Here is a 14,118-nt window from a genome sequence, read left to right on the forward strand (position 1 = left end):
AGGTCAGGGGGTGCGCAGGCCGTCGAGCACGTCGAACAGCTCGTCGTCGGTCGCCGAGCCGAGGTCGCCACCGCCGTTGTCGTGGGCGGGACCACCGGCGAGGCGGCTCAGCAGGGTTTCCAGTCGCAGGGCCAGTTCCGCGCGGGCGGAACCCTCGGCGATGCCGTCGACCAGCGCCGCTTCCAGCCGGTCGAGCTCCGCGAGGCCCGGCGCCCGGCCGCCCGGCAGGACCTCGGCGAGCACGTGCTCGGCGAGTGCCTGGGCGTTCGGGTGGTCGAAGACGAGCGTGGCGGGCAGCCGCAGGCCCGTCGCGGTGGCGAGCCGGTTGCGCAGGTCGACCGCGGTGAGCGAGTCGAACCCGAGGTCCTGGAACGCCTGCGCGGGATCGAGAGCGGCCGGTGAGGCGTGTCCCAGCACGGTGGCCGCGATGCCGCGGACGAGATCGAGCACGGTCCGCCTGCGTTCCGCGGTGGCCATCGCCGTCAGCCGTTCCCGCAACGCCTCCAGCGTGCCGACCGCCGCCGCGTCGGCCTCTGCCTCCGCCGCGGCGAGCTTGCGGACGTCCTCGATCCCGTTCAGCAACGGACTCGGCCTGCCGGAGGTGAACGCGGCGGTGAACCGCGCCCAGTCGACGTCGGCGACCGCCACGAAGGTGTCGTCGAGGTCGAGCGCCCGCTGCATGCCGCGCATACCGGCGGCGGGAGCCATTGGGGACAGCCCGTGCCACTCCGGGTTGAGGTCCATCAGGTCCTCGACGACGACGCCGTCGTCCAGCACGTGCAGTGCGTCCCAGACGCCCCAGGCGATGGACGTCGCCGTGCGGCCGCCCGCCCTGCGCCGTTCGGCGAGAGCGTCCAGGTAGGCCGATCCCGCCGCGTAGGCACCGTGATCGCCGCTGCCCCAGACCCCGGCGATCGAGGAGAAGAGCACGAACGCGTCGAGGTCCCGGCCGGCGAACAGCTCGTCGAGGTGGGCCGCTCCCGCGACCTTGGCCGCGAGGACGTCGGCGAGTTCGTCCACAGTGGACTCGGCCAGCGGGGTGAGCCGGATCAGCGCGGCGGCGTGCACCACCGAGCGGATCGGCCCGTGCTCCGCCTCGACCTTCTCGACCAGCACCCGCAACGCGTCGCGGTCGGCGACGTCGCAGGCCGCGACGGTGACGCCCACCCCGGCCTCGGTGAGCTCCGCGGTCAGTGCGGCCATCCCCGCGGCCGCGCCACCGCGACGGCTCGTCAGCACCAGGTGCTCGGCCCCGCCCTCGGCGAGCTTCCGCGCGATCACCGGGCCGAGCGCGCCGGTCGCCCCGGTGACGAGGACGGTGCCGCGCGGTCGCCACGGGGCCGGTGCGACGGCGGGCCGGGCGGCTCGGACGAGCCGCCTGCCGAAGGTTCCGTTGTCCCGCAACGTGACCTGGTCCTCGCCGCCCTGACCGGTCAGCACGGCGTGACAGCGCCGAAACGCCTCCGCGCCCGGCTCCACCGGCAGGTCGACCAGCCCGCCCCAGCGGCGGGGCTGTTCCAGGCCGAGGACCCGGCCCATGCCCCAGGTCTGCGCCTGCACCGGGTCCGGCGGCAGGTCCGTCGCCCCGACGCTCACCGCGCCACTCGTCACGCACCACAGCGGCGCGGTGATCCCGGCCTCGGTCAGAGCCTGCGACAGCACGAGGCCGTCGACGAGCCCCGCCGTGACGCCCGGCCGCAGTTCGGTCCGGTCGAGGGCGAGCAACGACACCACGCCGTCGAACGCCGTGTCGTCGAAGCCGGTTCCCGGCCTCGCGGTCACGACCTCGCTGCCCTGCCGCGTGAACTCCGCGACCAGTTCCCCGGCGACCAGGTCGGCGCCCTGCGGAACGACGACGAGCCAACGACCCGGTTCGCCCGCTTCGGGTTCGGAGACGGTCTCCCACTCGACGGTGTAGCGCATCGAGTCCACAGCGGACTCTTGCGCCCGATCGGTTCGCCACCGGGCCAACGCCGGCAGCACGGCGGCCACGGCTTCCTGGTCCGCGTCGAGCATCCCGGCCAGGTCGCCGTTCTCGACGGCGGCCCAGAACCCGGCGTCCTCCGACGCCGCCGCGGGCAGCTGGAAGTCGATCCAGAAGCGCTGGTGCTGGAACGGGTACCGCGGCAGGCCGACCCTGCGGGCGCCGGTACCGGCGAAGACCTTCGCCCAGTCGACCGGCAGGCCGAGGACGTACAGCTCCGCCGCCGACAGCAGGACCCGGTCGGCACCACCGGCGTCGCGCCGCAGCGTGCCGCCGGTGACGACCGCACGTTCGGCGTGGTCGGCGGTCTCGCTGATCGCCGTGGTCAGCACCGGGTGCGGGCTGCACTCGACGAACACGCCGTGCCCGGACTCGATCAGCGCCTGGGTGGCCTGCTCGAACTCCACGGTCTGGCGCAGGTTCCGGTACCAGTACCCGGCGCCGAGGGTGGTGGTGTCGATCGGCTGCCCGGTCACCGTCGAGTACAGCGGCACGCGACCGGCGACCGGTGCGACCGGCGCCAGCAGTGCGCGGACCTGGTCCTCGATGCGCTCGACGTGCGCGGAGTGCGACGCGTAGTCCACCGGAATCCGGCGGGCGCGCACCCGGTCGGCGACCAGGGCCTCGTAGAACCGGGTCAGCTCGGCGGCCCCGCCGGACACGACGACCGATTCCGGGCCGTTCACCGCGGCGACCGCCAGCTCCGCGTAGTCCTCCAGCCGGGCCCGCACCGCGCCGGCGCCGAGCGCGACGGAGACCATCCCGCCCTGACCGGCCAGTTCGCGGATCGCCTGGCTGCGCAGGGCCACGACCCTGGCGCCGTCGTCGAGGGACAGCGCCCCCGCGACCACCGCCGCGGCGATCTCGCCCTGGCTGTGCCCGAGCACCGCGTCGGGCCTGATCCCGAACGACTCCCAGACCGCGGCCAGCGAGACGAGGATCGCCCACAGCACGGGCTGCACGACGTCGACCTGCTCGATCGGCTCGCGCTCCCGCACGACGTCTAGCACAGAGAAGTCCACATAGGACCTGAGTGCGGCCGCGCACTCGGCCATCCTGGCGGCGAACACCGGCGACGAGCCGAGCAGGTCGGCCGCCATCCCCGTCCACTGGGAACCCTGGCCGGGGAAGACGAACACGACCTTGCCAGGAGTTCCGGCGACGCCTTCCGCGACACCGGACCCGGCCAACGTTTCCAGACGGGCACGCAGTTCGGCGTCATCACGCCCGACGACGACCGCGCGGTGCGGGAACTCCGATCGCGTCGTGGCCAGCGAGAACCCGACGTCGACCGGGTTCAGTCCGTCCACCTGGGACAGCAAGGCGGCCTGATCCCGCACCGCCTCGGCTGTGCGGGCCGAAAGCACCCACGCGACGGCGGGCGGCGCGGTCGGTTCGGCAACCGGTGCCGGTTCGGGAGCCTCTTCCAGGATCACGTGGGCGTTGGTCCCGCTGACACCGAAGGACGAGACGCCGGCGCGGCGCGGTTCCTCACCGCGCGCCCACGGCCGTTGCTCGGTGAGCAGCTCCACCGCACCCGCGGTCCAGTCGATGTGCGTCGAGCGTTCCTCGGCGTGCAGGGTGCGCGGCAGGACCTCGTGCCGCAGGGCCTGCACCATCTTGATCACGCCCGCGACCCCCGACGCCGCCTGGGTGTGCCCGATGTTCGACTTGACCGATCCCAGCCACAGCGGGGTGTCCCGGTCCTGCCCGTAGGTCGCCAGCAGCGCCTGCGCCTCGATCGGGTCGCCCAGCGACGTGCCGGTCCCATGCGCCTCGACAGCGTCCACATCGGACGGACGAAGACCCGCGGCCGCCAGGGCCGTGCGGACCACCCGTTGCTGCGACGGGCCGTTCGGCGCCGTCAGGCCGTTGGACGCGCCGTCGGAGTTGACTGCCGAGCCGCGGATCACCGCGAGCACCGGGTGCCCGTTGCGCTGGGCGTCGGACAGCCGTTCCAGCACGACCATGCCGATGCCCTCGGCCATGCCCATCCCGTCCGCGGCGGCGGAGAACGCCTTGCAGCGCCCGTCCTTCGCGAGTCCGCGCTGGCGGCTGAACAGCACGAACGGAGCCGGGGACGCCATCACCGTCACACCGCCGGCGAGAGCCAGCGAGGACTCACCGGTGCGCAGTGACTGCCCGGCCATGTGCAACGCGACCAGCGAGGACGAGCACGCCGTGTCGAGCGTGACGGCCGGGCCCTCGGTGCCGTAGACGTACGCCAGCCGACCGGCGGTGACGCTCATCGACGTGCCGGTGAGCAGGTGTCCCTCGGTGCCCTCCGGCGGCTCGGCCAGTCCCGCGCCGTACGACGACGTGCTCGCGCCGACGAACACACCGGTGCGACTGCCGCGCAACGCCGCCGGGGTGATACCGGCCGCCTCGAACGCCTCCCAGGACGTCTCCAGCAGCAGCCGCTGCTGGGGGTCCATCGCCAGCGCCTCCCGCGGGCTGATCCCGAAGAACGCCGCGTCGAAGTCACCGACGCCGTCGAGGAAACCGCCCTCGCGGACGTAGGTCTTGCCGGGTGCGTCCGGATCGGGGTCGAAGAGCCCGTCGAGCTCCCAGCCGCGGTCGGCGGGGAACCGGCTGATCCCCTCGCCGCCCGACTCCAGCATCCGCCACAGGTCCTCCGGCGAGCGGACGCCGCCGGGGAACCGGCAGCTCATCCCGACGATCGCGATCGGCTCGTCCGAGTTCGCGACGGTGACGGTCTCCGCCTGCGTCACCTCGCCACCCAGTTCGGCGGTGAGGTGACGGGCCAGCCCCTCGGGACTGGGGTAGTCGAACACCAGGGTCGCGGGCAGCCGCAGCCCGGTGGCCGCCTGAAGGCGGTTGCGGAGTTCGATCGCCGTGACGGAGTCGAAGCCGAGGTCGCGGAACGCCCGTTCGGCGTCGACCTCCGCACCGGAGTCGTAGCCGAGCACCGCCGCGACCTGGGCGCGCACGACGCCGAGCAGGTCCTTCGCTCGCTCAGGAGCGGGGGCCGCCTCCGCGACGAGCCTGCGCACCTCGGGAATCTCGCGGAACAACGGGCTCGGCGTGCCGGACACGGCGACGACGCGGGCCCAGTCGATGTCGACGACCACCGCGCTGGTCTCACCGCGGTCGAGCACGCGCTGCAACGCCGAGATCGCCAGGTCCGGGTCCATCGCCGGGACACCGCGGGAGAACATCCGCTCCTCGACGGCGCCGGTCGCCATCCCGCCCGCGGCCCAGTGCCCCCACACGACGGCGGTCGCGGGCAGGCCCTCGTCCCGGCGCCGGCGTGCGAGCGCGTCCACGAAAGCGTTGCCGGGGGCGTAGTTGCCCTGGCCCGCCGCGCCGAACATGCCGCCGAACGACGAGAACAGCACGAAGGCGGACAGGTCGAGGCCACGGGTCAGCTCGTGCAGGTTGACCGCGGCTTCGGCCTTGACCCGCAACACGTGCTCGACCTGGTCCAGGGTCAGGTCGCCGAGCAGGGCGTCGTCGAGCGCCGCCGCGGTGTGCACGACAGCGGTCAACGGCCACTCGGTCGCGATGTCGCCGAGCAGCGCGGCGAGCGCGTCCCGGTCCGCCAGGTCCACTGTGGACACGGTGACCGCGCTGCCCAGCTCCTCCAGCTCGGCGACGAGATCGGCCGCACCGGGCGCGTCGAGCCCGCGCCGCCCGGTGAGAACGACGTGCTCGGCACCACCGCGGGCCAGCCATCGCGCGACGTGCGCGCCGAGTGCCCCGGTACCACCGGTGACCAGCACGGTCCCGGCAGGCTTCCAACTGCCGGGAGCGTCGTCCTCCGCCGCGTGGGCCAGCCTCCTGGCCAGCACGCCGGTGGAGCGGACGGCGAGCTGGTCCTCCGCACCGGACCCGGCCAGCACGGCGCTCACCCGGTCGGCCGCGACGGCGTCCGGGGTCGGCGCGAGGTCGATCAGCCCGCCCCAGCGGTCGGGGTGCTCCTGCCCCACCACCGGGCCGAGGCCCCAGACGAGGGACTGCTCCGGGTCGTCGACCGAGTCGGACGGGCCGGTGCTCAGCGCGCCGCGGGTGGCCACCCAGAGGGGCGCGTCGATCCCGGCGTCCCCCAAGGCCTGGACGAGAGTGATGGTCGCCGCGTGGGCCAGCGGCACCGCCGGATACCGGGGATGCCGGCCACGGGCGCAGGCGAGCAGCGACAGGACACCCGCCGCTTCGCCGTGGGCCGCCAGGTGACCGGTGAGGGTGGCGCGGTCGGCGGACGGGTCGACGGTCAGGCGCACGACCTCGGCACCATTGGCGGACAACGACTTCTCCAGGACATCCGCCCAGTCGGCGCCGTGCTCAGGGACCAGCAGCAGCCAGTGGCCGGTCAGCGCCGCCGGCGCCGGGGTGAGCGCACGCCACGCGACCCGGTAGCGCCATCCCTCCACAGTGGACTTCTCCTGCTGCCGCCTGCGCCAGGACGAGAGCACCGGCAGCACCGCGCCGAGCGCTTCGGACTGCGCGCGGTCGGCACCCAGGTCGTCCGCCAGCGAGGCCAGGTCGTCGCGCTCGACCGCGGTCCAGAACCGCGCGCCGACCGGATCGGCCGAACCCTGCTGTGGTGCAAGGGGTTCGCTGGGCCAGAACCGGCGGTGCCGGAACGGGTAGGTCGGCAGCTCGACCCGCACGGCGCCGGTACCGCGGAAGGCCACGGTCCAGTCGACCGGCACGCCGGCCACGAAGGCCTCCGCCAGCGACCGGGTGAGACGGTCGGCACCACCGTCGTCACGGCGCAGGGTGCCGGTCACCACGACCGCTCGGTCCGCCGCGTCGGCGGTCTCCTCGACTCCCGCGGCGAGCACCGGGTGGGCGCTGCACTCGACGAACGCCGTGTGCCCGTCCGCCACCAGACCGGCGACAGCGAGGTCGAAGCGCACGGGTTCGCGCAGGTTGCGGTACCAGTAGCCGGCGTCCAGCTCCGCGGTGTCCAGCACGTCACCGGTCACCGCCGACACGAACGGGATCCGCCCGGCCAGGGGCTCGATGCCGGCCAGCACCTCGGCCAGTTCCTCGGCCAGCAGCTCCACCTGGGCCGAATGGGAGGCGTAGTCGACGGCGATCCGTCGCGCGCGGGCGTCCTGTGCGGCGGCCACGAGTTCGTCGAGAGCACCGGACTCGCCGGAGACCACGACCGACGACGGCCCGTTGACCGCCGCCACCGAGATCCGCTCACCCCACGGCGCGATCAGCTCACGCGCGCGGTCCGGCGTGACGGCCAGCGACACCATGCCGCCGGAACCGGACAACCGGAGAATCGCCTTGCTCCGCAGCGCGACGACGCGAGCACCGTCCTCAAGAGACAGCCCACCGGCCACCACGGCAGCGGCGATCTCGCCCTGGGAATGGCCCACGACCGCGGCCGGCTCGACACCGGAAGAACGCCACACCTCGGCGAGCGAGACCATCACGGCCCACAGCGCCGGCTGCACGACGTCGACCCGCAGCATCGCGTCGGCGTCGTCGAGAACGTCCAGCAACTCCCAGTCCACAAAGGACGACAGGGCCGCCGCGCACTCGGCCATCCGCGTCGCGAACACCGGAGACGACGCCAGCAGTTCCCGGCCCATCCCGGCCCACTGCGAGCCCTGGCCGGGGAACACGAACGCCACCCGCCGTCCGGGCCGGGCGATGCCGGAGACCACGTCCGCGGGAGCGCCACCGTCGGCGAACGCCCGCGAGGCTTCCGCGTGGTCACCGAGGACGACCGCGCGGTGCTCGAACAGCGCACGGGTGCTGACCAGGGAGAATCCGACGTCCACCGGCTCACCGAGAGGCAGTTGCGCCGCCTGGGCCCGCAGCGCGTCCTCGGTCCGCGCGGAGAACACCCACGGCACCACGGCGGGCGCGGTCCGTTCCGCAGAGACCTCCACGGCAACGGGAGCGGCTTCCAGGATCACGTGGGCGTTGGTGCCGCTGATGCCGAACGACGACACCGCCGCACGCCGCGGTCGTCCCGTCTCCGGCCACGCGACAGCGTCGGTCAGCAACTCGATCGCACCGGACGACCAGTCGACGTGCGGAGTCGGCGTAGAAGCGTGCAAGGTGCGCGGCACGGTGTCGTTTCCGAGCGCGAGGACCATCTTCACCACACCCGCGACCCCGGCTGCGGCCTGGGCGTGCCCGATGTTGGACTTCACCGAGCCGAGCAGCAACGGCCGTTCCCGGCCTTGCCCGTAGGTGACGAGCAGTGCGTCCGCCTCGATCGGGTCGCCCAGGGAGGTACCGGTGCCGTGCGCCTCCACAACGTCCACATCGGACGGTGCCAGCCCGGCGTTCGCCAGCGCGGCACGGATGACTCGCTGCTGCGACGGGCCGTTCGGGGCGGTGAGGCCGTTGGACGCGCCGTCCTGGTTCACCGCCGTACCGCGGACGACCGCGAGCACCGGGTGACCGAGCCGCCGCGCGTCGGACAGGCGCTCCACCAGCAGCATGCCGACGCCCTCGGACCAGCCGGCACCGTCGGCGTCGGCGGAGAACGCCTTGCAGCGGCCATCCCGCGCGAGGCCGCGCTGCTGGGAGAACTCGACGAACGTGCCCGGCGTGGCCATCACGGTCGCGCCGCCCGCCAGCGCCATCGTGCACTCGCCCGAACGCAGCGACTGCACGGCGAGGTGCAGTGAGACCAGCGACGACGAGCAGGCGGTGTCGACCGTGACGGCCGGGCCCTCCAGTCCGAGCGTGTAGGCGATCCGGCCGGAGGCGACGCTGCCGGAGTTGCCGACGCCGAGGAAACCTTCGACGTCGTCGGGTCCGCCGGACAGCCGTGCGCCGTAGTCGTGGTACATCAGGCCCGCGAACACTCCGGTGCGGCTGCCGCGGACGGTGGCCGGGTCGATGCCGGCCCGTTCGAACGCCTCCCACGCCGCTTCGAGCAGCAGGCGGTGCTGCGGGTCCATGGCCAGTGCCTCGCGCGGCGAGATGCCGAAGAAGGCCGGGTCGAAGTCGGCCGCGCCGTCGAGGAAACCGCCCGCGCGCACGTAGGTCCTGCCGGGCCGCGGTTGCGGGTCGAAGAGCGCGTCCACGTCCCAGCCGCGATCGGCCGGGAACTCGCTGATCGCGTCACCGCCGTCGGCGAGCAGCCGCCAGAGGTCCTCCGGCGAGGCGACCCCGCCGGGGAACCGGCAGCTCATCCCGACGATGGCGATCGGTTCGGTCGTGGCGGCCGCGGTGACGACCTGCTGAAGTGCCGCGTCACCACCGAGTTCGGCACTCAGGAAGGCGACGAGTGCCGTCGGCGTCGGGTGGTCGAACACGAGCGCGGCGGGCAGGCGCAGCCCGGTGACGGCCTGGAGGCGGTTGCGGAGGTCGACCGCGGTCAGCGAGTCGAAACCCAGGTCGCGGAACGCCACCGAAGTGTCCACAACGGACACGTCCGCGTGGCCGAGCACCGTCGCGACGTGGGTGCGCACGATCTCGGTGAGCAGGCGGTCACGTCCGGCGTCGTCGAGCCCCGCCAGCCGCGTCCGAAGGCCGTCGTCCGCCGCCGCCACGACACGCGGCGGGACGATCTTGCGCAGCATCGGCGGCACCCGCTGGTCGCGCAGGGCGGCGACGTTCAGCCTCACCGGCACCAAAGTCGCGCCGTCCAGGGCGCGAGCGGTGTCGAACAGCGCGAGCCCCTGCTCGTCGGACAGCGGCGGGAACCCGGCGCGGGTCATCCGCCGCACGTCGAGGTCCGTCATCGCGCCGGTCATCCCGCCGCTGCGGGCCCAGAGCCCCCAGGCGAGCGACTGCGCGTCGAGACCACGGGCGCGGCGCCGGAGCGCGAGGGCGTCGAGCACCGCGTTGGTGGCCGCGTAGGCGCTCTGCCCGGCGCTGCCGAACGTGCCGGTCGCCGAGGAGAACAGCACGAACGTCGCGGCGTCGGTCAGGTCGTCCAGGGCGAGTGCGGCGTCCACCTTGACCCGCAGGACCTTCTCGAAGTCGTCGGCGGTCAGGGACTCGACGAGCCCGTCCGCGAGCGCGCCGGCGGCGTGCACGACGGCAGTGACGTGTTCGCCCGCGAGGAGTTCGGCGAGCTGGTCGCGGTCGGCGACGTCGCACCGGGCGACGCGGACGTCGGCGTCGAGTCCTTCCAGATCGGGGTGCCCGGCGCCGGTGCGGCTGGTCAGCAGCAGGCGACGGGCCCCATGGGTGGCGACGAGGTGCCGCGCCAGCAACGAACCGAGCGCACCGGTACCACCGGTGATCAGAACGGTGCCGCTGACGTCGAACGCGGGTGCCGCTTCGGTCGGCTGGACGCGCGCCAGTCGCGGCACGAGAACCTCGCCACCGCGCAGCGCGACCTCAGGCTCCTCGGCCAGGACGGCGACCAGCGATGAGACGTCGGCGGTGTCGGTGTCGACGAGCAGGAACCGGTCGGGGTGCTCGGCGCGGACCGACCGGATCAGTCCCCAGACAGCGGCCGCGGCCGGGTCCTCCCCCGTCGTCGCTCCCGTGGTGACGAACGCCAGACGGCCTTCGTCCTTCGCGAGGTGCTCGCGGACGAGGTCGAGTGCGCGAGCCAGCACCGTGCGGACGCTGCCGCCGACATCGGCCGGATCGCCCGTGACAGGCGCGAGCACCAGGTCGTCACCGAGGTGCGTAGTCGCAGGAACCTCGACGGGTGTCCACTCCAGACCGAACAGCGAGTCGGCGACGAGTTGCTGTGCCACCAACGGCCTGAGCACCAGCGACGAGACGGTGGCCACCGCGGCCCCGGACGCGTCCGCGACGTCGAGCGCCACCGCGTCCTCCCCGGCCGGCCGGATCCGCACGCGCGCCGCGGCGGTGCCGCCCGCCCGCAGGACCGCGCCGGACCACGCGAACGGCATCAGCGCGCGATCTCCGCCGCCGAGTGCCGCGGCCTGCAGTGCCGCGTCGAGCAACGCCGGGTGCAGACCGAACCGCGCCGCCTCGGGGGCGAGGTCCTCCGGGAGCGCGACCTCGGCGTAGATCTCCTCGCCGAGCCGCCAGGCCGCGCGCAGGCCGCGAAACGCCGGGCCGTAGGCGAAACCCTGTGCCGCGAAACGGTCGTGCAGACCGTCGACGTCGACGGGTTCGGCACCGGCGGGAGGCCAGATCAGCAGATCCGCGGCCGCGGGCTCGGTGCCGCCGAGCACGCCGCTCGCGTGCCGGGTCCAGCTGTCGTCCGCGGCACGGCTGTGCACGGCGACCGCGCGCCGGCCGGCGCTGTCGGCCGCCCCGACCGACACCTGGACCTCGACGGCGCCGTCCTCCGGCAGCACCAGCGGCGCCTCCAGCACCAGGTCCTCGACGACCCGGCCACCGGTCTCGCGCACCGCCCGCACCGCGAGTTCCAGCAACGCCGTGCCGGGCAGCACGACGGTGCCGCGCACGACGTGGTCGGCGAGCCACGGGTGCGACCTCGTGGACAGCCGCCCGGTGAAGAGGTGACCGTCGCCGTCGGCGAGGGCGACGACCTGGTCGAGCATCGGATGCCCTGCCGAGCCGAGGCCCGCGTCCGCGGTGATCGCGGGCGCGTCGAGCCAGAAGGTCTCGCGCTGGAACGGATAGGTCGGCAGTTCCACGCCTGCCGGGTCGACGCCCTCGAACTCGGCGGAGAAGTCCACGGCCACGCCGAGGCTGAAGGCCGCTCCGATCGACGTGAGCAGCCGGGCCCGGCCGCCTTCGCCGCGACGCAGGGTGCCGACGGTGTCCGCGGTCTCGTCGAGACCGGTCGTGAGGACCGGGTGCGGGCTGCATTCCACGAACACCGGACGGTCTGGGAGCAACTGCCGCACGACCTGGTCGAACCGCACGGTCTCGCGCAGGTTCCGGTACCAGTAACCGGCGTCCAGCTCCGCGGTGTCGAGCGGGTCACCGGTGACCGCCGAGTGGAACGGCACGGCACCGGCACGCGGGCGGATCGGGGCGAGAGCGGCGAGCAGCTCCTCCTCGACGGCTTCGACGTGCCGGGAGTGCGACGCGTAGTCGACGGCGATCCGCCTGGCCGGAAGGTCCTGCGCCAGCAGCTCGTCGAGCGCGGCGGCGTCACCGGAGACCACCACCGAGGACGGGCCGTTGACCGCGGCGATCGAAAGGCTCTCACCCCACGGCGCGATCAACTCCTCGGCACGTTCGGCGGACGTGGTGAGCGACACCATCCCGCCCTGGCCGGACAGCGCGAGCAAAGCCTTGCTGCGCAACGCGACCACGCGAGCACCATCCTCGAGGGACAGACCACCCGCGACGACGGCGGCGGCGATCTCACCCTGGGAGTGGCCGATCACGGCGGCGGGTTCGACCCCGTAGGAGCGCCAGACCTCGGCCAGCGACACCATCACCGCCCACAGCACGGGCTGCACGACGTCGACCCGTTGCAACGCGATCTCGTCGGACAGCACACCGAACAGATCCCAGTCCACAAAGGACCTCAGAGCGTCCGCGCATTCGCGCATCCTGTCCGCGAACACCGGGGACGACTCCAGCAGCTCCCGGCCCATCCCCGCCCACTGCGAACCCTGTCCGGGGAACACGAACACGGCCCGCCGCACACCTCGGGCGACGGCGGCACCGGTGCCCTGCTCGGCCAGCGCGGTCAGTCCTGCCCGCAGATCCCCGGCCACGACGGCCCGGTGCTCGAACAGCTGGCGGCACCTGAGCAGCGCGGCCCCGGCCGCGGGAACGTCCACCAGGGACAGCAGGTTGCGCGCCTGGGCCCGCAACGCCGGCTCGGAACGGGCCGAGAGCACCCACGGCACGACCGAATCCGTCTCGGAAACGGCGATCTCCGGCCGCGGCCGGGCTTCCAGGATCACGTGGGCGTTGGTCCCGCTGACACCGAACGACGACACGCCCGCCCGGCGGGCGGCACCGGTCTCCGGCCACGCGACGGCATCGGTCAGCAGCTCCACCGACCCCGCCGACCAGTCGACGTGCGGCGAGGGCGCGTCGACGTGCAGCGTCTTGGGCAGCACGCCGTGACGCATAGCCTCGACCATCTTGATCACACCGCCCACACCGGCCGCTGCCTGCGTGTGCCCGATGTTCGACTTCAGCGAGCCCAGCAACAGCGGCCGTTCCCTGCCCTGCCCGTACGTCGCCAGCAGGGCCTCGGCCTCGATCGGGTCGCCCAACGACGTACCCGTGCCGTGCGCCTCCACAACGTCCACATCGGACGGTGTCAGCCCGGCGTTGGCCAGTGCCGCGCGGATCACCCGTTGCTGCGCCAAGCCGTTCGGCGCGGTCATGCCGTTGGACGCGCCGTCCTGGTTGACCGCCGTGCCGCGGACGACGGCCAGGACGGGGTGACCGAGGCGTTCGGCGTCGGAAAGCCGTTCCAGGAGAAGGACACCGACGCCCTCCGCCCAGCTCGTGCCGTCCGCGGCGGCCGCGAACGCCTTGCAGCGCCCGTCCGGTGCCAGCGCCCGCTGCCGGCTGAACTCGACCAGCGCGGACGGGGTCGCCATCACCGACACACCACCGGCGAGTGCGAGGGTGCAGTCGCCCTGACGCAGCGCCTGTGCGGCGAGGTGCAACGCCACCAACGACGACGAGCACGCCGTGTCGATCGTGACCGCGGGCCCCTCCAGCCCGAAGGTGTAAGCCACCCGGCCGGAGGCGACGCTGCCCGCGCTACCGTTGCCGAGCAGGCCCTCGAACCCCTCCGGCACCCGGTACATGCGGCCCGCGTAGTCGTTGTACATCACGCCGGAGAACACACCGGTTCTGCTGCCCCGCACCGCGTCCAGGGTCAGCCCGGCCCGTTCGAAGGCCTCGTACGACACCTCCAGCAGCAACCGCTGCTGCGGGTCGATGGCGAGCGCGTCGCGCGGGCTGATGCCGAAGAACGCCGGGTCGAACCGGTCGGCGTCGTGCAGGAACCCGCCCTCCCGCGTGTAGACCTTGCCCGGCTCGTCGGCGTCCGCGTCGTACAGGCCGTCGAGGTCCCAGCCACGCCGCGTCGGGAAGCCGCTGATGGCGTCACCGCCGCGGGACACGAGGTCCCACAACTGTTCCGGCGAACCGGCGCCACCGGGGTAGCGGCAGCTCATCCCGATGATCGCGACGGGTTCCCCCGCCGCGGCCTCGAGCTGCCGGTTGACCTCCCGCAGCCGGTCGCTCTCCTTGAGCGACGCGCGCAGGGCTTCGACGATCTTGTCCGGGGTGGTGGCCATGGTGAGGTCTCC

At 73.5% G+C, this 14,118-nt stretch carries 1 protein-coding gene; it reads right to left on the reverse strand.

The annotated features are described in order from the left end of the window. Window positions 1-3: 3 nt before the first annotated feature. Complete coding sequence (locus ACH413_RS11705; RefSeq protein ID WP_360031062.1) at window positions 4-14,106, reverse strand: type I polyketide synthase; 14,103 nt, start codon at window positions 14,104-14,106, stop codon at window positions 4-6. Window positions 14,107-14,118 lie beyond the last annotated feature (12 nt).

The organism is Lentzea sp. NPDC020367 (assembly GCF_044387305.1).
In the GTDB taxonomy this organism is placed as follows: Bacteria; Actinomycetota; Actinomycetes; order Mycobacteriales; family Pseudonocardiaceae; genus Lentzea.